The following is a 21,308-nucleotide window of genomic DNA, read 5'->3' on the forward strand; positions in this document are numbered from 1 at the left end:
GATCCCCTCCGATGGCTGTGGCTAGCACCGTCGGACGGCGGGGCAAACCCCCGATTGTTGCTCTGTTACAATTCGTAAGATTTGGGAAAAGATCAGGAAAAAGTTGACCGCCAGCGTAGGTGCTGACCAAATGGTACGCAGAATCGCAAAAGCGGTCAGTGCCCGAAATGGGCATACGGGAGGAGAACAATTTGGCTCACATGACGGAGGGCGCCGAGGGGCTGCGCTCGATCCCTGCCTTGTTGCATCGCAATGCAACCCGGTTCGCTAAAGCATCGGCGTATCGGGAAAAGGAATTTGGGATCTGGCAAAGCTGGACTTGGGCCGAGACTGAGAAACAGATCGAGGCGCTTGCGCTGGGTCTTTTGAACCTTGGTGTAAACGAGGGCGATTTTGTCGCCATTATCGGGCGCAATCGTCCGTATCTCTATTGGTCGATGGTCGCAGCGCAGTCTGTGGGCGCCATCCCGGTGCCTCTGTATCAGGACGCTGTTGCCGAAGAAATGGAATATGTCCTGAGCCATTGCGGCGCACGGTTTGTCATCGTGGCCGATCAGGAACAGGTCGATAAGGTGATCGAAGTGCAGGAACATCTGCACCAGTTCGAACATCTGATTTACCTCGATCCGCGTGGCTTGCGGAAATATGACCACACGCGCCTGCATCAATACAGCCACGTGCAGGATCAGGGCCGCGCCGCCTATGATGAATTCATCCCCGAACTGAAGCGCCGCCGCGAAAAGCTGGGGTATGATGACACTTGCGTCATGCTTTATACCTCAGGCACGACGGGCAAGCCCAAGGGCGTGGTGCTGTCGAACCGCAATATCATCGAAACGGCCAAGGCATCGTCGGAATTTGACCACCTGAAGCCGAATGACGAAGTGCTGGCCTATCTGCCCATGGCATGGGTTGGCGATTTCATCTTTTCGATCGGTCAGGCCTATTGGACGGGCTTTTGCGTAAATTGCCCCGAAAGCGCCGAAACCATGATGACCGATCTGAAAGAGATCGCGCCGTCGTATTATTTCGCCCCGCCGCGGGTGTTTGAAACGCAGCTGACCAGCATCATGATCCGTATGGAAGACGCCGGACCGTTCAAGAAACGAATGTTCCACTATTTCATGAAACACGCCAAAGAGGTCGGCCCCCGTATTCTGGACGGCAAGCCGGTCGGATTTGGCGAGCGTCTGAAATATGCGCTTGGCGAATTGATGGTCTATGGGCCGCTGAAAAACACGCTGGGCTTTTCCAAGGTTCGTGTGGGCTATACCGCTGGCGAGGCGATTGGTCCTGAGATCTTCAGCTTCTACCGGTCGCTCGGGATCAACCTGAAGCAGCTTTATGGTCAGACCGAAGCGGGCGTGTTCATCACCCAGCAGCCGGATGGCGAAGTGCGTGCCGATACGGTTGGCGTTCCGTCGCCGGGCGTGGAAGTGCGGATCGACGACAGCGGTGAAGTGTTTTACCGCTCGCCGGGGGTGTTCGTGGAATATTACAAGAACCCCGAAAGCACCGCCTCGACCAAGGATGCCGAAGGCTGGGTTGCCACGGGTGATGCGGGCTTTTTCGAGCCGGACACCGGACATCTGCGGATCATCGACCGGGCCAAGGACGTTGGCAAAATGGCCGATGGCAGCATGTTCGCCCCCAAGTATGTTGAGAACAAACTGAAGTTCTATCCCAACATCCTTGAGGCGGTGGTCTTCGGGAATGAGCGCGACAAGTGCACGGCCTTCATCAACATCGACCTGTCGGCGGTGGGCAACTGGGCCGAGCGGAACAACATCTCGTATGCTTCGTATCAGGAATTGGCGGGCCACCCCAAGGTTCTGGAGATGATCCAGAACCATGTGGAGGAAACCAATGCCAGCGTCGCGCAGGATGAGATGCTGTCGGGCTGTCAGATCCACCGTTTCCTTGTGCTGCATAAGGAACTGGATGCCGATGACGGCGAATTGACCCGCACCCGCAAAGTGCGTCGTAAGATCATCGGCGAGAAGTTCGAGGATCTGGTGAACGCGCTCTATGATGGGTCGGACAGCGTCTATACCGAGACCGAAGTGACCTATGAGGATGGCCGTAAGGGCAAAATCAAGGCCACGCTGAGCATTCGTGACGCAAAGGTCTTGCCGGTGGCGCCTAAGTCGATGGCGGCGGAATGATCGGGCGCTCGTGCTTGCGCGCATCGCCCCGCCCACCATCCCGCCAGCCCCAAAAAGCGCCAATGTTGTGCGCGGGGCAGGCCGGTCATTTGCGTATTTGGAAAGAGAAGAAGCAGGGGACGCGCCCATGAAAGACATGAGCGAAGGATACGTCACCGCGGATGGTCGCAAGATCGGCGGCGTTCTGATGGAGATGAAGAACATCACGCTGCGGTTCGGCGGTGTGGTCGCGATCAAGGATATCTCATTCGATATCCGCGAAGGGGAAATCCGTGCGATCATCGGCCCGAACGGCGCCGGTAAATCGTCGATGCTGAACGTCATCTCGGGGTTCTATATCCCGAGCGAAGGGGAGGTGTTCTATAAAGGGTCCAAGCGCCCGCAAATGCGCCCCTATCAGGTCGCCCAGCAGGGGATCGCCCGGACCTTTCAGAACATCGCCCTGTTCGAAGGTATGACCGTTCTGGACAACATCATGACTGGCCGTTTGACCAATATGAAGTCGAACCTGTTCCAGCAGGCGCTGTGGTACGGCAAGGCCAACGAAGAGGAAATGGCGAACCGCGAAAAGGTTGAGCGGGTCATCGACTTCCTTGAGATCCAGTCGATCCGCAAAACACCGGTGGGTCGTTTGCCCTATGGTCTGAAAAAACGCGTTGAGCTGGCGCGAGCCCTAGCGGCCGAGCCGAGCCTTCTGCTGCTGGATGAGCCGATGGCGGGCATGAACGTCGAGGAAAAAGAGGACATGAGCCGCTTTATTCTGGATGTGAATGACGAATTCGGCACCACGATTGCGCTGATCGAGCACGATATGGGCGTGGTTATGGATCTGTCCGACCGTGTGGTCGTGATGGATTACGGCAAGAAGATCGGCGACGGCACGCCGGACGAAGTGCGCAACAATCAAGATGTGATCGACGCCTATCTTGGCGTGGCGCACGATTAAGGGGGGACCGACATGCCCGATCAACTTCTTTTCGCGATGGAAGTCACCCTGAACGGCCTGATGGCCGGGGTGCTCTATTCGCTTGTGGCCCTTGGGTTCGTTCTGATCTTCAAGGCCTCTGGTATCTTTAACTATGCGCAGGGCGTTATGGCCCTGTTTGCCGCCATGACCTTGGTCGGCATTCAGAAAGGTCAGGTGCCGTTTGCGCATTTGATCAACGCCTTGCTGGGCACCGAGGTGCATCACTTTGGCTGGCATGTGCCGTCGATCCTGGCGATCCTTCTGACCGCGGGTGTGATGGTTGTGTTTGCCTGGATCGTGGAGCGGGTCGTGCTGAAGCACCTTGTGAACCAGCCCGATATCATCCTGTTCATGGCCACCATCGGGCTGGCCTACTTCATGGAAGGCTTTGGCGACCTGATGTGGGGCGCGGACATCAAGAAACTGGATGTCGGCCTGCCGCAGGGGATCAACATCGCGATTGATGACACCACCTTTGGCTGGTTCGGCTACGGCTTCTTTATCGATAACCTCGATATCGTGGCGACCGTGATTGCCATTTTGCTGGTGATTTCGCTAACGGTGTTTAGCCAGTATTCCAAGCAGGGCCGTGCGTTGCGCGCCGTGGCAGACGATCACCAGGCGGCGCTGTCGGTTGGCATTTCGCTGCGCTTCATCTGGGTGCTGGTCTGGTCGATCGCGGGCTTTGTCGCGCTGGTTGCGGGCATTATGTGGGGCGCCAAATCGGGCGTGCAGTTCAGTCTGTCGCTGATCGCGCTGAAGGCGCTGCCGGTTCTGATGCTGGGCGGGTTCACGTCGATCCCCGGTGCCATCATTGGCGGTTTGATTATCGGTGTGGGTGAAAAGCTGTTCGAATTCGCGATTGGCCCGCTAGTGGGCGGCGCGACCGAGAACTGGTTTGCCTATGTTCTGGCGCTGATCTTCCTCGTGTTCCGGCCGCAGGGTCTGTTCGGCGAAAAGATCATCGAGCGCGTGTGATCCGGGCGAGGGAGGAGACGACATGACAAAACTGATTGCCATTGTGAATGTGATCGCCTGGTCCGGCTTCTGGGCCTTTGGATACCTCGCCATGTCGGCCCGTGTGGAGGACACGAGCCAGATGGTCACAGCCGCGATACTGGCGGCGATTGGCGGCGCGATTGGGCTTTGGGCTTACTTCAAGCTGATCCGCCATACGGAAGACACCGGTTATGCGAAACGCCCGAACCGGGCCATGCAAGAAGAGACCCGCGATGTGGTCGAGTGGGGGATGGGTTAATGATCTATCGTGAGGCGGGCGAATACAAAACGTCCTATGACGCGGACAGCCGCACCTTTCCGATCAAGTTCGACCGGATGGGGTATTATACAGCGATGGCCGTGGCCTTCTTGGTGGTGCCGTTCATCATCAACGACTACTGGGCCTCGGCTGTGGCGGTTCCGTTCCTGATCTATGTGATCGCGGCGCTGGGGCTGAACATCCTGACGGGCTTTGCCGGGCAGGTGAGCCTTGGTACGGGCGGTTTCATGGCGGTGGGGGCCTATGCCTGCTACAAGCTGATGACCGGCTTCCCGGAGGTCAGCATCTTTTTCCACGTGCTGATTGCCGGGGGCGTGACGGCGATTGTCGGGGTTCTGTTTGGTCTGCCATCGCTGCGGATCAAGGGGTTCTATCTGGCGGTGGCAACACTGGCGGCGCAGTTCTTCTTGGTGTGGCTGTTCAACAAGGTGCCATGGTTCTACAACCATTCGGCATCGGGTCAGATCAACGCGCCGGAACGCACCGTGTTTGGCATCGCGGTGACCGGACCCAATACCGATGCTTGGGCCAAGTACCTGTTCTGTCTGATCTTCGTTGTGGTGCTGGCGTGGATCGCCCGCAACCTGACGCGCGGATCGGTAGGGCGTAAGTGGATGGCCATTCGCGATATGGACATCGCGGCCGAGATCATCGGCGTGAACCCCCTGATGGCCAAGTTGACCGCCTTTGCCGTAAGCTCGTTCTTTGTTGGGGTCGCCGGGGCGCTGTTCTTCTCGGTTTACCTTGGCGCGGTTGAGGTGGGCGAAGCCTTCGGTATCCAGAAATCGTTCCTTGTGCTGTTCATGATCATCATTGGCGGGCTCGGGTCGATCTTTGGGGCCTTCGCGGGCGCGGCCTTCATGGTCTTGTTGCCGGTTCTGCTCAAGAACATCCTTGTGGGCGGGCTTGGCTGGCCGACCGATCTGGCGGCGCATCTGGAATTCATGATCGTCGGGGGGTTGATCGTGGCTTTCCTGATCGTCGAACCCCATGGACTGGCGCAACTGTGGCGCTTGGCCAAGGAAAAACTGCGGCTGTGGCCCTTCCCGCACTAAGGGCCGCCGCACAACACCTACCGGGGGGCAAAACCCCCGGAGACTACACACATCGGACAACCATCTAGGGAGGAGAAAACCTGATGAAAAAGAACCTGATGACTTTGGCGATTGGCGCCACCATGCTGGCAGGCCCGGCACTGGCCGATCTGACCTTCAGCTCGCTCAGCTACCGGACCGGCCCTTACGCGGCAAACGGCATTCCTTTTGCTGATGGCTATGCTGACTACTTCACCCTGCTGAACGAACGCGATGGCGGCATCGGCGGCGAAAAAATCAATCTGGTTGAGTGTGAAACCGGCTACAACACCGAAAAAGGCGTTGAATGCTACGAGTCGACCAAAGGCACCGGTGCGCTTGTGTACCAGCCGCTGTCGACCGGCATCACCTATCAGCTGATCCCCAAAGCCACCGCAGACGGCATCCCCGTCCACTCGATGGGTTATGGGCGGACTTCGGCGAAGAACGGTGAAGTGTTCCGCAACATCTTCAACTATCCGGCAAACTACTGGGATGGTGCCTCGATCGCGGTCACCCACCTTGCTGACCTGAACGGCGGCGATCTGAGCGGTAAGAAAATCGCGCTGGTTTACCACAACTCGGCCTACGGTAAGGAACCGATCCGTACCCTGGAAGAGCTGTCGAAAAAGCACGGCTATGAGCTGAGCCTGCTGCCCGTTGACCACCCCGGTCAGGAGCAGAAGTCGCAGTGGCTGCAAATCCGTCGCGACAAGCCGGATTATGTTCTGATGTGGGGCTGGGGCGTTATGAACCAAGTCGCCATTCAGGAAGCCGTGAACATCCGTTTCCCGATGGAAAACTTCATCGGCATCTGGTGGTCGGGTTCGGAAAACGACGTGCTGCCCGCCGGTGAAGGCGCGCATGGCTACAAGTCGCTGACGTTCCACAACCTCGGTCAGGATTACCCGCTGTATGACGACATGAAGAAATATGTCGTTGATGCAGGTAAAGCCGCCGGTGCTGGCGATCAGGTCGGCACGGTTCTGTACAACCGCGGTATGTATGCCGCGATGCTGGCAGCCGAAGCCGCCAAGACCGCACAAGGCATCCACGGCACCATGACCCTGACCCCCGCGCAGATGCGTGACGGTATGGAAGCGCTGGAGATGACCGAAGCCAAAATGGAGGCCCTTGGCCTGCCGAACTTTGGCCCGACCTTCAACGTATCGTGCGAAAACCACGGTGGTAACGGCTTTGGCGCCGTTGCGCAGTGGGATGCGAATGCCGGTCAGTGGGGCCTGATCACCGACTACTTCCAGTCGGATCAGGACGTCATCATGCCGCTGGTGGCCGAAGACTCGTCGGCCTTCGCAGCTGAAAACAACATCACTGCGGGCTGTAACTAAGCCTCGTCGCCCTGCTCCGCCATCGTGCGGGGCAGGGCACCCAATGAAACGCTGACTGACGGAACTTGCCCATGCTAGACGCCGGACCGACCGAACAGGACACCGTGCTTGAGGTGAACAACATCGAGGTGATCTACAATCACGTGATCCTCGTTTTGAAAGGCGTCAGCCTGAAGGTGCCCAAAGGCGGCATCACCGCGCTGCTTGGCGGCAACGGGGCAGGCAAGACAACGACGCTCAAGGCCATTTCCAACCTGCTGCATTCCGAACGCGGCGAAGTGACCAAAGGCACGATCATGTATCGCGGTGAACGTGTTCAGGAACTGGACCCGGCCGAGATGGTGAAGCGCGGCGTGATCCAAGTGATGGAAGGCCGTCACTGTTTTGAACACTTGACTGTCGAGGAAAACCTGCTGACCGGGGCCTACACCCGCACAGACGGGCGCGGCGCTGTCAGTGCCGACCTTGAGATGGTCTACAACTACTTCCCGCGTCTCAAAGAGCGCCGGACCAGCCAAGCGGGCTACACCTCGGGTGGTGAGCAGCAGATGGTTGCGATTGGCCGCGCATTGATGAGCCGCCCCGAAACGATCCTTCTGGACGAACCCAGCATGGGCCTTGCCCCGCAGCTGGTGGAACAGATCTTTGAGATCGTGAAGTCGGTGAACGAGAATGAGGGCTACACCTTCCTTCTGGCCGAACAGAACACCAACGTCGCGCTGCGCTATGCGCATTACGGCTATATCCTTGAATCGGGCCGCGTTGTGATGGACGGACCTGCCGCCGAACTGCGCGAAAACCCGGACGTGAAAGAATTCTACCTAGGCATGTCGGACGAGGGGCGGAAATCGTTCCGCGACGTACGCTCGTACCGCCGCCGCAAGCGTTGGCTCGCCTAAAGCCAACACACACCACAACCTGCGCTGATTGACTGGCCCGGAGGATCCGATGAGCCATACCTACTTTGACGACCTTGAAACCCGCTCTGCCGATGCGCGTGCCGCCGCTTTGGCAGTGGATTTGCCTGCCCAGATTGCCCGCGCCAAGGCCTTGCCCGGCTATGCCGAGGCGTTGGCCGATGTCGATCCGGCTGCGATCACGTCCCTAGAGGCGCTGGCCACTTTGCCGGTGCTGCGGAAATCCACGCTAGGCGCGGCGCAGGCGGCATCGGCCCCGTTCGGCGGGTACACTGTCAAACCGGCGTCAGGCTTTGCCCATATCTTCCAATCGCCCGGCCCGATCTATGAACCCGGCGGAGCCGAGGCCGATTGGTGGCGCATGGGCCGTTTCCTGAAGGCGGCGGGCATTGGCGAGGGCGATATCGTCCAGAACTGCTTTGGCTATCACCTGACGCCTGCGGGCATGATCTTTGAGAACGGTGCACGGGCCGTTGGTGCGGCGGTTCTGCCTGCGGGCACGGGACAAACCGAACTACAGGCGCGCGCGGCCTATGATGTGGGTGTTACCGCCTATGCAGGCACGCCCGATTACCTGAAAATCATCCTGGAAAAGGCCGATGAAATGGGCCTGAAGCTGGGGATCACCAAGGCCGCTGTCGGCGGGGGCGCTCTGTTCCCGTCCTTGCGCCAGTATTACGCGGATCGCGGCATCCAGTGCCTTCAGTGCTATGCCACCGCCGATCTGGGCAACATCGCCTATGAAAGCGCGGCTATGGAGGGGATGATCGTCGACGAGCATGTGATCGTCGAAATCGTCACCCCCGGCACTGGCAACCCCGTGGCCGAAGGCGAGGTGGGCGAAGTGGTTGTCACCACGCTAAACCCCGATTACCCGCTGATCCGCTTTGCGACGGGCGATCTGTCGGCGGTTCTGCCGGGGGCAAGTCCCTGCGGACGCACCAACACCCGCATCAAGGGCTGGATGGGCCGAGCCGATCAGACGACCAAGATCAAGGGCATGTTCGTGCGCCCTGAACAGGTGGCCGCGCTGGTGGAAAAGCACCCCGAAATCGCCCGTGTCCGCGTTGTGGCCAGCCGTGATGGTGAAATGGACCTGATGACCGTGCGGATCGAGACCAATGCGACCGATGCCTCGGCCTATGATAAATCGGTGGCCGATGTGCTGAAGCTGCGCGGTAAGATCGAACTGGTGCCCATCGGCGGACTTCCGCGCGATGGCCTCGTGATCGAGGATATTCGCAAGTACGACTGAACGGACTTAATTGTCCTGTGGCGATTCCGCCTTAGCTTGGTGCTAAGGGGGAATCGATCCATGATCTACAAAACCACTGTCACAGCGATGGCGTTGTTGTTGGCCGGTCCTGCATTGGCCGACGGCGACGCCCTGTTTCTTCGGTCGGGCGGCGAAGCGCGTTCGGTACGATCCTCATTCGACGCCAGCCTGCAAACGCTGGGCGACCGTCAGTTCCAGATCACCAGTGGCACAGCATCCGACCCAGATGCGATGCGCGCGGCCTTGGCCGATTACATCGCCGGGCTGGATGCAGATACCGACATTGCGGTTGTTCTGTTGTCTGGTCGGTTCGCCAATGGCCGGACCGGGACGTATCTGTTGCCCGATGGGGTCACGGCGGCGGACCCTGCCGGGGTTTTGACCGATGGTCTGCCCGTGGACAATGTGCTGGCCGTGCTGGGGGCCTATCCTGGCCATGCCGCGCTTATTCTGGCCGAGGCCGCGCCGTTGGACGATGGCGGGTTCATCGTGGATCGCGGCATTGGCGCCATGACCATTCCGCAAGGGGTGACCGTGTTTGCGGGCCTGCCCGAAGACGTTGCGCCCTTTGTCGCGCGTGATTTGCCGCGCCGGGGCCTGAACCTGACCGAAGCGGGGCGCGTGCGCGGGCTTGAGGTGTCGGGCTATGCGCCGTCGTCCTTTGTGCTGGTGCCGATCCCCGATACAGTCGAGGGCCAGAACGACGCCGTGGCCGACGCCCGCGCCGAAGCGGATGAGGCGCTTTGGGACCGTGTTTCGCAGCGCGACGATATTGAGGCCTATCGCGACTATCTTGGCACTTTCCCGAACGGGCTCCATGCCAGCGCCGCGCGTCAGCGGATCGCCGCGATTGAGGCGGAACCGTTCCGCAAGGAACGCATCGCCGAAGAAGCGCTTGACCTCAGCCGCGATGCCCGCCGCGAAATTCAGCGTGATCTGTCCTTGCTAGGCTATAACACGCGCGGGATCGACGGCATCTTTGGCCCCGGATCGCGCGGGGCCATCCGAAGCTGGCAACAACAAAGCGGGTTTGCCCAGTCGGGTTATCTCAGCCGCGAACAGATCGTGCGCCTTGATGGACAGGCCGAAACCCGCGCCGCTGAGCTTGAGGAAGAGGCCCGCCGCAAACAGGCCGAACAGGAACGGCTTGATCGGGCCTATTGGGAAGAAACCGGCGCACGGGGCGATCTGCCCGGATTGCGCGCCTATCTGAAGCGTTATCCCGATGGCGTTTATGCCGAGGTCGCGCAGGACAGGTTGGCCGAAATTGAGGATCTGCAACGTGATCAGGCGGCGGAACAGGATCTTGGTGCGTGGAATCAAGCCAATGAGGCCGGCACGATTGAGGCGTATCAGTCCTACATCGACCGGTTCTCGGACGGCGCGTTTGTGGAACAGGCCCGCACGCGGATAGATGCCCTAAGCATCAGTGCCGAAGAACGCCGCGCAATTGAACGGGCGCAGGCCGAGGAGCAGGCGCTTGGGCTGAACCGCACCATGCGCCAATTGACCGAAGACCGCCTGACCGCGCTAGGGCTGAAACCCGGTGAGGTGGACGGGGCGTTTGACGATTCCACCCGCCGCGCCCTGCGCCGGTATCAGCAGGCGCGCGGCCTGACTGTGACCGGCTATCTGGATCAGGAAACCGTGGTGCGTCTGATGGCCGATAGCATTCTGCGCTGATCAGCGCTGAAACACATAGGTGCCCGGCGCGTCACAGAGCGCGTCTGGCACCGCAGGAGGGGCGACCATCGCGCCGCTGTGGTCAGCCAGCCAAGACTGCCATTCGGGCCACCACGACCCTTCCTGTGGGGCGTGCTGGGCCATCCAGCTATCGGGGTCCAGATAAAGCGCGCCGGGCACGCGATGGCCAATCCGGTAATGCCGATGGGCGTGGCCCGGTTCGGACACGATCCCACCGTTGTGGCCGCCCTTGGTCAGAACGAAATGCAAGTCCGCATCGGTGAACAGCTTGATTTTATAGACCGAATGCCATGGGGCAATGTGGTCCTTTTCGGTGCCGACCACGAACATCGGCACGCGGATATTCTTTAGTGCAACGACCCGGCCATCCACGGCAAAACGCCCCGCGCTCAGGCGGTTTTCCATGAACAGGCTGCGCAGATATTCCGAATGCATCCGGGCGGGCATGCGCGTGGCGTCGGCGTTCCATGCTGACATGTCGCTGGCCCGGTCCTCTAGCCCCATCAGATAGCGGCGCACGGCGCGGCTCCAGACCAGATCTTCGGAGCGTAGCGCCTGAAACGCCCCGGCCATCTGGGTGCGGTCCAGATAGCCCTGTTCCCACATCATATCCTCAAGAAAGGCGATCTGACTTTCGTCAAGGAACAGCAGCAACTCGCCCGCTTCGGTGAAATCGGTCTGCGCCGCCAGCAAGGTGACTGACCCAAGCCGCGCATCGCCATCCCGCGCCATGGTGGCGGCGGCAATCGACAGCATCGTGCCGCCAAGGCAATAGCCGCAGGCGTGGATTTTCTGACTTGGGACAATGGTGCCAATCTGGTCCAGCGCGGCCATCACGCCTTCGGTGCGATAGTCATCAAGCGAGATGTCGCGGTGTTCTTCGGTTGGATTGACCCAGGAAATGACAAAGACGGTATGCCCCTGCGCCACCAAATAGCGGATCAGCGAATTTTCGGGGCTGAGGTCAAGAATGTAGTATTTCATGATCCATGCGGGCACGATCAGCACCGGCTCTGCATGAACCTGCGGGGTTGCGGGGCTGTACTGGATCAGCTCCATGATCCGGTTGCGAAAAATCACCTTGCCGGGGGTTGCGGCGATGTCCTGCCCGACGGTCAGCCCGCCATTCGATGGCGCGGCCTTCGGGTCGCTGGCCTGCCGGGCGTCTTGTATCAACAGCTCTAGCCCCTTGGCAAAGGCCATGCCCTTGGTTTCGATCAGGCGGTGCATCACTTCGGGGTTCAGCGCGGGCATGTTGGAGGGCGAGGCCATATCCAGCAGTTGCCGCGCCATAAAGGCGGCCCTATCGCTGTTGCGCCTGTCTACGCCGGGTTGATGCGCTGTCGCGGCCTCCCAAAAGGCTTCGGCGCCCAGATAGGCCTGATGCCAATAGCAATAGGGCGGCTTGGCCCAATCGGGATGCGCGAATCGGTGATCGTCGGCTTTGGGGCGGAACGGGGCGGGGGCGTCATCGCGGGCGATGTAATCGGTCCAGTCGTGCAGGATTTTCCGAGCGGTTTCGCCAAGCGCGAATTGCTGCGCCGGCGAGGTGGCCAGATGTGTGGCCCAGTCTGCCATGGCAGCCCAAGCCGCGTAGGGCGACAGCCCCCCAGTATAGCGCGCGGCGGCGGCCCCAAGAACATGGGACAGCGATTCGTTCGAAGATGCGGGTGTTTGTGACATCGGCTCACCTGTTTTACGCGACCAAGCCTGTCACAGCTTTATGACGTGACGCCAACGAATACACGCGACGTGATGTCTCGGGCCGGTGCGGTTGGCCCAAAATGCAAAAAGCCGCGTCATATGACGCGGCCTTGCAGATCGTGATCGTGGTCGGATCAGCCCTGACGAGCCTTGAACCGGCGCTGGGTTTTGTTGATCACGTACACACGGCCCTTACGGCGCACAACGCGGCAGTCGCGGTGGCGGTTCTTGAGCGAGCGAAGCGAGTTCTTGACCTTCATGGGTCTCTCCTCAGTGTCGCGGCGCGCGAGCGCCTGGGTTGGCGGAGCCCCGACAAGCGGGACGGCGAATTCATGGTGGGCGGTACAAGGATCGAACTTGTGACCCCTTCGATGTCAACGAAGTGCTCTACCGCTGAGCTAACCGCCCACTGTACGTTGCGTTTTTCCGTTGAGCCCCAAAAAATGGGGCGCGAAATCACGCGCCGTGGCGGGGTCTATAAAACGAGTCGACAGGGGGATCAAGGGCTTTTGACACGAGAAAAAATCAGGCAAGGTGTTTTCTGAAGGAGACCGAATGCCAAAGTCTGCATTTCACGTAGAAGAACCCGAGTTTCTGACCTCTTGCGTGGTCTTTGCTTCCCCACATAGCGGGCGGGATTATCCTTGGTCTTTCATCAACCGGACCGAGCTGGACGAGACTTTGATTCGCTCATCCGAGGATGCCTATGTCGATCGGTTGTTCGATTGCGCCCCGGCCTTTGGGGCACCGCTGCTGTGCGCGGGTGCGCCTAGGGCCTTTATCGACCTCAATCGCAGCAGCGAGGAACTGGACCCGGCCTTGATCAATGGCGTGCGGCGCGGCGGGCACAACCCGCGTGTGGCCTCTGGGTTGGGTGTGGTGCCGCGTGTGGTGGCCAATGGCCGCGCGATTTATCGCGGTAAAATGTCGATGGACGAAGCGCGCGACCGGATTGATCGCTATTGGCGACCCTATCACGATCAGCTTCAGGCGTTGCTGGACCGGGCGCATGCGGAATTTGGTCAGGCGATTCTGATTGATTGCCATTCCATGCCGCGCGAAGCGGTCGAAGGCGTGGCCACGAAAACCGGCAAACGTCCTGAGATCGTGATCGGTGATCGATTCGGGGCGGCGGCCAGCACCCATGTCGTCGATCAGATCGAAGCGGCGTTTCAGCAAGCCGGGTTCGTGGTGTCGCGCAATGCGCCCTTTGCCGGGGCCTTCATCACCCAGCATTACGGGCGGCCGTCGCGCAATCAGCACGCCATCCAGATCGAAATCGACCGTTCGCTCTATATGGAAGAGGCATCGATTATGCCGCATGCGGGCTTCCGCCAGTTGCGCCAGACCTTACGCAACGTCATTGCGATGTTGTCGGGTCTGTCGGGCAAAAATCAGCAATTGGCGGCGGAATAACCGGTTAGCCTTTGGCGAACAGGCTGCCCAGCAGGTCGCGCAGGGTGCCGGGTTGGTCCAGTTGCAGGCGCACCGGCACCGTCAGAACCTTCATCCGAAAATCATCCGGCAGGCGCACCGCGTCTTTTTCGGTTGTGACCAGTTGCGCGCCGCTCAAGGCGGCATCGTTTTCCAGTCGGGCCATCAAAGCGCGGGTCAGCGGTTGGTGATCGTCAAGCGCGACGCTGCGGACCACCTCGGCCCCCATGCTGCGCAGGGTGGCAAAGAATTTATCCGGGTAGCCGATGCCCGCAAAAGCCAGGACGCGCTGACCTTCCCAATCCATGCCGGTCTGCAAGGGGGCCAGATGCCCGCGCAGGCGGGGCAGGGCGATATGGTCGCCCCAGCGGGCGTCAAAGCTGGCCTGATCGGGTTCTGGCCCGATGCTGAGGATGGCCTGCGCCCGCGTCAGCCCCTGCGCCACCGGTTCGCGCAGCGGCCCTGCGGGGATGCAGCGGCCATTGCCAAACCCGCGCCGCGCATCGACGACGATGATCGACAGGTCTTTGGCAACGCTGGGGTTCTGGAACCCATCGTCCAGGATGATCACATCCGCGCCCGCCTCTTGCGCGGCTTGCACCCCGGCGGCGCGGTCCTTGGCGACCCAGACCGGGCCAAAGGCCCCGATCAGCAAGGGCTCGTCCCCGACCTCGGCGGCGCTATGCTTGTTGATGATGACCTGAACCGGGCCTTCCAGCGTACCGCCATAGCCTCGGCTGACCACATGCGGGCGGTGGCCCATGGCCGTCAGCTCCATCACCAAGGCGATGACAGTTGGCGTTTTGCCGGTGCCCCCGGCATTCAGGTTGCCCACGCAGATCACCGGCACCGATACGGCCAGACCCGGCTGCGCCACGCGGCGGGCCGTCAGATGCGCATATAGCCAGCCCAGAGGCGCAAGCAGGCGTGCGCGCAGTCCGGGGGCGTCTGGGGCGGTGTGCCAATGGCGGGGGGCTTTCATGGGCGGGCCTCGGCGGTTTCGATGGTTTCAATGGCAAGCGTAACCAGCGCATCGGTCAGCTCGGCCCCGTCCGATACCACCGTCCAGCCTGCAAGCGCCATCGCCGCCGACACGTCGGGGGCAATGGTTGCACGGACGGCGGTGGCAAGGGAATCAGCGTCGCGCACAATGCGGGCCGCGCCCGCCTCGACCAGTGTCGAATAGGCCGACAAATAGGCCCCCACGTTGGGACCATACAAGATGGCCGATCCAAGGGCTGCGGCCTCATAGGGGTCGTGCCCATGTTCGCCAGTGACCAAGGATCCGCCAAGGAAGGTGACAGGGGCCAGTTGATACCAGACGCCCAACATGTCGGGGTCGCTGCTCAGGACGACTTGGGTGTTTTCGTCAATATCGTCGCCGTTGTCCCAGTCGCAGACCCTTAGGCCCGTGTCCTCAAGGGTGCGGGTTGCGGCGGCGCGTCCGCTTTCGTCCTGAAGGGCGGCAATCAGCAGGCAGCGGTGGGCATAACGGCTGACAGCGCGGTGGGCCATCAGCACCTGTTGAACTTCGCCCGGCGACAGATGGGCCGCCAGCCAGATGGGGCGGCCCGCGCACATGTCCTGAATTTCCTCGCGTAGATCCTCGGACCCGGTCAGGGGCAACCCCGCCCCCAACAATGGCCCGGAATTGTGCAGCTTGGCATGGGTCGGGGCCATCCGGCGCATGGATCGCATGGCGCTTTCGTCGGTGGCGAAAATGTCAGTGCACAGGTCAAGCGTCGCGGCGGAACAATCGGGCAGCCATCGGCGCGCCGGAATGCGGAACGCCCCATCGGTGATATCGGCGGCCACGATCCGGCAGCCGCGCCCCGCAGCCCGCCACATCAGCGCGGGCCTGAGGTTGTGGCCGGTCCAGATGCACAGAACCGGGCGGCACCAGTCCAGAAAGGCCTGAATATCGGCCTGCGCCTCTTCGGGGGCGTCAACGGAATACAGCCGGTCCATGGTCAGATCGCCCATGGCTCCGGTGATCACGAATTGTACGTCGTCCCGTTGCAACTGAATGCGGCGGCACAGATGTTCCAGCCGCCGCGCGGTGTCTGAACGCGCGGCATGGCACCACACCACCGGCAGATCCGGGTTCAGATCCGGGTAGATGTAGCTGCGGCCCGTTCCGGCGCGGGTTAGGGCCAGATAGGCCGACAGCCCCAAGGGACGACGATAGGGCAAGGCAGATGCCTTAGCCGAGTTCTTCGGTAGACGAAGCGGCGATTTCTTCGTCGCGCAGGCGGTGCAGGTGGGCGATGAAATAGCGCATATGCGCGTTGTCCACGGTCCGCTGCGCTTCGGACTTCCAAGCGTCATAGGCGGTTTGGTAATTGGGGTAGATTCCGACCACGTGGATATCGTCCACGTCCTTGAATACATTCTTGGTCGGGTCGACGAGCTCTCCGCCAAATACGAGATGCAGGCGCTGCATGGCTAAATCCTTCCTTGCTGGGCGCGGATGGCGCGAAAGTAGCCATGCTGGCCTAGACGTCAAGCGATTGCACTTGTTCCGGGGGGCGGGGCCGTTAACAAAGGCCGCATCCGAATTTCAGGAGTTGATTTATGCACATTGGAGACGACGGGCAGGCGCGGTGCGGATGGTGTTCGGCAACGCCTGACTATCAGGCCTATCATGATGACGAATGGGGCTATCCGGTTTCGGATGACCAGCGCCTGTTCGAAAAGATCTGCCTTGAGGGGTTTCAGTCGGGCCTAAGCTGGCGCACCATTTTGGAAAAGCGTGAAAATTTCCGCGACGCGTTCCACGGGTTCGACATGCACCGCATGGCCGCAATGACCGACGATGACGTGACCGCGCTTTTGGGCAATGCGGGGATTGTGCGGCACCGGGGCAAAATTCAGGCCGTCATCAACAATGCCGCCCGCTGTCTGGAGCTGATCGAGGCGGAAGGGTCGTTTGCCGCCTATGTCTGGCGCTATGAGGTGACGGGCGATGCCCGCCCCGGCCCGCAGGTGGTTGCCACGACCGAAGCCTCGGTTGCCATGTCCAAGGATCTGAAAAAGCGCGGCTGGAAATTCGTCGGGCCGACCACCGTTTATGCGTTTATGCAGGCGATGGGGTTGGTGAATGACCACGCCTTGGACTGCGCCATTCACGCCAAGGCCGAACAGGCGCGGGCGGGTTTTAAACCGCCAGTCTAGGCCAGCCTGTCCAAAACCGCGCGGTGCAGGGCGGCATTGCCCGCCACCACGCCGTTGGTTTGTGGATGACGGTTGTTGAACCGCAGCGGGCGCCCAGCCTTATCGGTTGCGATGGCGCCTGCCTCTTGCAGGATCAGCGCCCCTGCGGCGATGTCCCATTCCCAGCTGGGGCGGAAGGTCAGCATCATGTCAAACCGCCCTTGGGCCACAAGGCTCATGCGGTAAGCCAGTGACGGGCGGTGCGACCGTTGCAGCGGCGGGACGGCCCCGGACCAGTGATGTTCGTCCAAGGTGGGGCGCGCGGCCAGGACGCGGGCTGCGTTCAGGTCAGTGGTGCCAGAGGCGCGGATCGCATCGCCGTTCAGCGCAGCGCCCCCGCCCAGTTCCGCCGTATAAAGCCGATCCAGAAGCGGCAGAAACACCGCCGCAGCCACCGGTTTGCCATCGCGGACAATGGCCAATGAATGCGCCCAAGTGTCTTGGCCGTCGATAAAGCTGCGGGTGCCGTCGATCGGATCGACGATGAACACATATTCCGACCCAAGCCGGTCCGTGCTGTCGGGGCTTTCTTCGCTCAGCCAGCCGTAATCGGGGCGGGCGCTGCGCAGGCGGTCCTCTAGCAGGCGGTTGACGGCATAATCGGCCGCGGTCACCGGGCCTGCATCATCGTCCTTGTGACGAATGTCCAATGGGCCGCCAACAAAGCTGCGGGCGACATCCCCGGCCTCACGCGCGACCCCGATCAGAAGGTCCAGATCACTCGCCGGCAAGGGTCAACCCTTCGACCAACAGGGACGGGACCACGCGGCTTAGATAGGTGCGGGCGTCATTGGCGGGTACCACCGTGCGCAGCATGTCGCGCAGGTTTCCGGCGATGGTGACACCGCTGACCGTATAGGCCGGTTCCCCATTTTCGATCCAGACCCCGGCGGCCCCGCGCGAATAATCGCCCGTGTTCGGGTTGATGGTCGAGCCGATCATCGAGGTGACAAGCAGCCCGGTTCCCATATCGCGCATCAGGTCTTGCGGCGTCGCACTGCCTTGGGTCATGGACACGTTCCAAACAGACGGCGACGGGCCTGCACCGGTGCCGCGTGCGGCGTTGGCGGTGGATTGCATTCCCAGTTTACGCGCATTCGCCAGATCCAGCGTCCAGCCGGTCAAAACGCCGTTGTCCACCAGCGCCCGGCGGGCGGTGGGCAGGCCTTCGGCGTCAAACGGGCGGGATGAGGACATGCGCGGACGGTGCGGGTCTTCGATCAGGTCGATCCCGTCCGGCAGAACCTGTTGGCCCAGATTGTCACGCAGCCATGACGCGCCACGGGCCACAGCGCTGCCATTGGCGGCGGCCAGCAGATGCCCGATCAGCGACGACGACACCCTTTCGTCAAACAGCACAGGGTACGACCCGGTGCGCGGCTTGCGCGGGTTCATCCGGGCCAAGGCGCGTTCGGCGGCCAATGCGCCGATTTCTTCGGGGCTGCGCAGATCGGATTGAAAAACGCGGTAATCGCCGTCGTGATCCCGCTCCATCCCGGTGCCGGTGCCCGCAATTGCAACGCAAGACACAGACCGCGAGGTCCGGGCATAGCCGCCGGAAAAGCCGTTGGTGGCCGACAGGTGAACCCGTTGCATGCCATAACCTGCCGTGGCCCCTTGAACCTGCGTGATGCCGTCGACGGCCAGCGCGGTTGCCTCGGCGCGTGTGGCGTCGTCTTGCAGGGCGGCCGGGGCAGGCTCATCAGTTGGGTCGCACAGTTCCAGTGCGTCCAAATCCCAATCGGTGGCCAGCTGGCTGGGGTCGGCAAGGCCAATATAGCGATCTTCGGGGGCTTCCTTGGCCATGGCGACGGCGCGTTCGGCCATCGCAGCCATGGTTTCGGGGCGAGTGTCCGATGCCGAAACACAGGCGCTGCGCTGCCCGATCAGCACGCGCAGACCGATGTCCACAGCCTCGGACCGTTCGGCCTGTTCCAGCGCCCCGTGCCGCACGTCAATGGAAATGGACCGGCCATCAAGCGCCATGGCATCGGCGGCGTCGGCACCTGCGGCGCGGGCCGCTGACAATAGGGCTTGGGTCAGGTCTTCTAACGATTGGGGCATGGGAACTCCGGCATTTGTCCCCAAGTGAGGTAGAGGCTTGGCGGTCTCTGTGCAAGTCCACTGCTTGACACCGGGGCCAAGCTGCACAAACGTCTGCATCGGAGGTGGCTAGAATATATGACCAATTTTGACGAAACCCGCAGCCGCTTTCAGATTCCCGATGGTGTTATCTATCTGGACGGCAATTCGCTGGGGCCGCTGCCGCGCGGCGTGCAGGCCCGCGCCGCCGAGGTGATGCAGCACGACTGGGGCACGCAGCTGATCACAGCATGGAATAAGGCCGGATGGATGGATCTGCCGCGCCGTGTCGGTGACCGGGTGGGGGGCTTGATCGGTGCGCCCGCCGGGTCCGTGGTGATGGGCGATACCCTGTCGGTGAAGGTGTTTCAGGCCCTGTCGGCGGCGCTAAAGCTGTCTGGGGATCGCAAGGTGATTCTGTCGGACACCGGGAATTTCCCATCTGATCTGTATATGGCGCAGGGTCTGATTGCGGCCTTGGATCAGGGGCATCAGCTGCGCACCGTCGCGCCCGAGGCCGTGACCGAGGCGCTGTCCGAGGATGTGGCGGTTCTGATGCTGACCCATGTCGATTACCGTACGGGCCGGATGCATGACATGGCCGCGCTGACGCAAAAGGCGCAGGCGCTTGGGATCGTGGTGATCTGGGATCTGGCCCATTCGGCGGGGGCCGTGCCGGTTGATCTGACCGGGGCGGGGCCGGAATTTGCCGTGGGCTGTACCTACAAGTACCTGAATGGTGGCCCCGGTGCGCCTGCGTTCATCTATGTGCGCCCCGATTTGCAGGATACGGCTTTCCCGGTGCTGTCGGGCTGGCTGGGCCATGAGGCACCCTTTGCCTTTGATGCCGACTATCGGCCTGCCGCCGGGATCGAACGGATGCGCTGCGGCACGCCGCCGGTGATCCAGATGTCGGTTCTGGATGCGGCATTGGACGCGTGGGACGGTGTGACAATAGCAGAGGTGCGGGCGCAGTCGATTGCCCTGTCACAGCGCTTTATCGCGGCGGTTGAGGCGGCCTGCCCGGACCTGACGCTTGTGTCGCCGCGCGATCCTTTGCAGCGCGGCAGTCAGGTCAGCTTCGCGTTTGAACATGGCTATCCCGCGATGCAGGCCCTGATTGCGCGGGGTGTGATCGGCGATTTTCGCGCGCCCGACATCATGCGTTTTGGCATCACGCCCCTGTATCTGAGCGCGGATGACATTGATGCCGCCGCCGCGCAATTGGCGGCGATTGTGAATGATCGGCTATGGGACAGCGACCAGTATCGCGCCCGCAATGCCGTAACTTGATTAATCGGTTTCTAGGAGGAAAACCATATGACACAGAAAGTAGCCATCGTAACGGGCGCGGCCCGTGGGATTGGCCTGTCGACCACGGATATTTTGCTGGCTGAGGGCTATCGCGTTGCCATGGTTGACCGTGACGGCGATGAGCTGACGCAGGTCGCCGCCGCGCGCGAGAATGTCTTGGCCGTGATCCGCGATGTTTCGATTCCGTCTGAGGTGGAGGCAATCATCGCCGAGACCATGGCATGGGGCGAACGGATCGACGCGCTGGTGAACAACGCCGGTGTTGCCGATTTCGGCCCGATTGAGGAAACCACCTTTGAGCGTTGGCGTCGGGTGATGGATACCAACGTGGATGGCGTGTTCCTGATGTCGCAAGCCGCAATCCCCGCGCTGAAGGAAACGCAGGGCGCGATTGTGAACATCGCTTCGATCTCGGGCCTGCGGGCATCGACCCTGCGCGTGGCCTATGGCACTTCGAAGGCGGCGGTGATCCAACTGACCAAACAGCAGGCCGCTGAACTGGGCGAATACAACATCCGCGCCAACTGTGTCTGCCCCGGCCCGGTGAAAACCAAGCTGTCGATTGCTGTGCACAGCCAGGACATCATCAACGCCTATCACGATTCCATCCCGCTGAACCGCTATGGATCAGAGCGCGAGATCGCTGATGTGATCGTATTCCTGCTGTCGGAGAAGGCCAGTTATGTGACCGGGCAGATCATCGCCTCGGACGGGGGGTTTGATTCAACCGGCGTAGGCTTGCCAGCGCTGCGCAAGTAACAGGGATTGCGTCGCGCGTTGCGCGTCGCGGTAGGAGGGGGCGCTGCCCCCTCTTTGCCTTTCAGGCAAATT

20 protein-coding genes and 1 tRNA gene are annotated in these 21,308 nt (G+C 61.2%); 13 read left to right on the forward strand and 8 right to left on the reverse strand.

From position 1 onward, the window contains the following. The first annotated feature begins 200 nt into the window (after nt 1–200). The 9 genes from PRI8871_RS07815 (at nt 201) to PRI8871_RS07855 (ending at nt 10,709) form a co-directional block, all read left to right on the forward strand. Nucleotides 201–2,165 carry an AMP-binding protein gene (locus tag PRI8871_RS07815; protein WP_108885621.1) on the forward strand — a complete coding sequence of 655 codons (1,965 nt, stop codon included), beginning with the start codon at nt 201–203 and terminating at the stop codon, nt 2,163–2,165. Nucleotides 2,166–2,292: 127 nt separating this feature from the next. Further along, a complete protein-coding gene (locus PRI8871_RS07820) occupies nt 2,293–3,111 on the forward strand; it encodes an ABC transporter ATP-binding protein (protein WP_108885906.1) in 819 nt (272 codons plus the stop codon). Between the two features lie 12 nt (nt 3,112–3,123). Next, the gene (locus tag PRI8871_RS07825; RefSeq protein ID WP_108885622.1) at nt 3,124–4,110 is read left to right on the forward strand and encodes a branched-chain amino acid ABC transporter permease; all 987 of its coding nucleotides are present in this window, start codon (nt 3,124–3,126) and stop codon (nt 4,108–4,110) included. A gap of 22 nt (nt 4,111–4,132) precedes the next feature. Then, on the forward strand, nt 4,133–4,390 hold the full coding sequence (locus PRI8871_RS07830; RefSeq protein WP_108885623.1) for a hypothetical protein: 258 nt from the start codon (nt 4,133–4,135) through the stop codon (nt 4,388–4,390). Next, on the forward strand, nt 4,390–5,466 hold the full coding sequence (locus tag PRI8871_RS07835) for a branched-chain amino acid ABC transporter permease (protein WP_108885624.1): 1,077 nt from the start codon (nt 4,390–4,392) through the stop codon (nt 5,464–5,466). Before PRI8871_RS07830 ends, PRI8871_RS07835 begins: the two co-directional genes overlap by 1 nt. Before the next feature lie 83 nt (nt 5,467–5,549). Continuing rightward, a complete protein-coding gene (locus tag PRI8871_RS07840; protein ID WP_108885625.1) occupies nt 5,550–6,833 on the forward strand; it encodes an ABC transporter substrate-binding protein in 1,284 nt (427 codons plus the stop codon). Between the two features lie 71 nt (nt 6,834–6,904). Further along, nucleotides 6,905–7,732 carry an ABC transporter ATP-binding protein gene (locus PRI8871_RS07845; protein WP_108885626.1) on the forward strand — a complete coding sequence of 276 codons (828 nt, stop codon included), beginning with the start codon at nt 6,905–6,907 and terminating at the stop codon, nt 7,730–7,732. Nucleotides 7,733–7,781: 49 nt separating this feature from the next. Further along, entirely contained in the window at nt 7,782–9,005 is a 1,224-nt protein-coding gene (locus PRI8871_RS07850; protein ID WP_108885627.1) for a phenylacetate--CoA ligase family protein, read from the forward strand. A 60-nt stretch (nt 9,006–9,065) separates the two neighbouring features. After that, on the forward strand, nt 9,066–10,709 hold the full coding sequence (locus PRI8871_RS07855) for a peptidoglycan-binding protein (protein WP_108885628.1): 1,644 nt from the start codon (nt 9,066–9,068) through the stop codon (nt 10,707–10,709). On the opposite strand, the gene PRI8871_RS07860 is transcribed toward PRI8871_RS07855, so the two are convergent. From PRI8871_RS07860 to PRI8871_RS07870, 3 genes are all read right to left on the reverse strand, one after another. Further along, nucleotides 10,710–12,413 (reverse strand): PHA/PHB synthase family protein, encoded by a 1,704-nt coding sequence (locus PRI8871_RS07860; protein ID WP_108885629.1) that lies wholly within the window; start codon nt 12,411–12,413, stop codon nt 10,710–10,712. It lies immediately after the preceding gene. A gap of 155 nt (nt 12,414–12,568) precedes the next feature. Further along, on the reverse strand, nt 12,569–12,694 hold the full coding sequence (ykgO, locus tag PRI8871_RS07865) for a type B 50S ribosomal protein L36 (protein ID WP_008562923.1): 126 nt from the start codon (nt 12,692–12,694) through the stop codon (nt 12,569–12,571). 73 nt (nt 12,695–12,767) lie between these two features. Next, nucleotides 12,768–12,842, reverse strand: a tRNA-Val gene (locus PRI8871_RS07870). A 147-nt stretch (nt 12,843–12,989) separates the two neighbouring features. Between PRI8871_RS07870 and PRI8871_RS07875 the strand changes: the two genes are divergently transcribed. Continuing rightward, nucleotides 12,990–13,850: an N-formylglutamate amidohydrolase gene (locus tag PRI8871_RS07875; RefSeq protein WP_108885630.1), complete on the forward strand. Its 861-nt coding sequence runs from the start codon at nt 12,990–12,992 to the stop codon at nt 13,848–13,850. A gap of 4 nt (nt 13,851–13,854) precedes the next feature. On the opposite strand, the gene lpxK is transcribed toward PRI8871_RS07875, so the two are convergent. From lpxK to PRI8871_RS07890, 3 genes are read right to left on the reverse strand one after another with little or no spacing between them, the layout of a single operon-like run. Further along, entirely contained in the window at nt 13,855–14,850 is a 996-nt protein-coding gene (lpxK, locus tag PRI8871_RS07880) for a tetraacyldisaccharide 4'-kinase (RefSeq protein ID WP_108885631.1), read from the reverse strand. Continuing rightward, nucleotides 14,847–16,061, reverse strand: a complete 1,215-nt coding sequence (locus tag PRI8871_RS07885; RefSeq protein ID WP_181389406.1) for a 3-deoxy-D-manno-octulosonic acid transferase — start codon at nt 16,059–16,061, stop codon at nt 14,847–14,849. Before PRI8871_RS07885 ends, lpxK begins: the two co-directional genes overlap by 4 nt. A 10-nt stretch (nt 16,062–16,071) precedes the next feature. Then, on the reverse strand, nt 16,072–16,311 hold the full coding sequence (locus tag PRI8871_RS07890; RefSeq protein WP_108885633.1) for a DUF4170 domain-containing protein: 240 nt from the start codon (nt 16,309–16,311) through the stop codon (nt 16,072–16,074). 131 nt (nt 16,312–16,442) lie between these two features. Here PRI8871_RS07890 and PRI8871_RS07895 point away from each other — a divergent pair, with 131 nt between their 5' ends. Next, nucleotides 16,443–17,042, forward strand: coding sequence for a DNA-3-methyladenine glycosylase I (locus PRI8871_RS07895; protein WP_108885634.1), 600 nt, complete (start codon nt 16,443–16,445; stop codon nt 17,040–17,042). Here PRI8871_RS07895 and PRI8871_RS07900 read toward each other — a convergent pair. After that, a complete protein-coding gene (locus PRI8871_RS07900) occupies nt 17,039–17,812 on the reverse strand; it encodes an inositol monophosphatase family protein (protein ID WP_108885635.1) in 774 nt (257 codons plus the stop codon). The two genes, PRI8871_RS07895 and PRI8871_RS07900, sit on opposite strands and share 4 nt — an antisense overlap. Beyond that, complete coding sequence (locus PRI8871_RS07905) at nt 17,799–19,145, reverse strand: TldD/PmbA family protein (RefSeq protein WP_108885636.1); 1,347 nt, start codon at nt 19,143–19,145, stop codon at nt 17,799–17,801. Before PRI8871_RS07905 ends, PRI8871_RS07900 begins: the two co-directional genes overlap by 14 nt. A gap of 117 nt (nt 19,146–19,262) precedes the next feature. On the opposite strand from PRI8871_RS07905, the gene kynU reads away from it, so the two are divergent. Together kynU and PRI8871_RS07915 are read left to right on the forward strand one after the other, a co-directional pair. Beyond that, on the forward strand, nt 19,263–20,456 hold the full coding sequence (gene kynU, locus PRI8871_RS07910; protein ID WP_108885637.1) for a kynureninase: 1,194 nt from the start codon (nt 19,263–19,265) through the stop codon (nt 20,454–20,456). A 27-nt stretch (nt 20,457–20,483) separates the two neighbouring features. After that, nucleotides 20,484–21,236 carry an SDR family NAD(P)-dependent oxidoreductase gene (locus tag PRI8871_RS07915; RefSeq protein ID WP_108885638.1) on the forward strand — a complete coding sequence of 251 codons (753 nt, stop codon included), beginning with the start codon at nt 20,484–20,486 and terminating at the stop codon, nt 21,234–21,236. The last annotated feature ends 72 nt before the right edge of the window (nt 21,237–21,308 follow it).

The sequence above is a fragment of the Pseudoprimorskyibacter insulae genome (assembly GCF_900302505.1).
Classification (GTDB): domain Bacteria; phylum Pseudomonadota; class Alphaproteobacteria; order Rhodobacterales; family Rhodobacteraceae; genus Pseudoprimorskyibacter; species Pseudoprimorskyibacter insulae.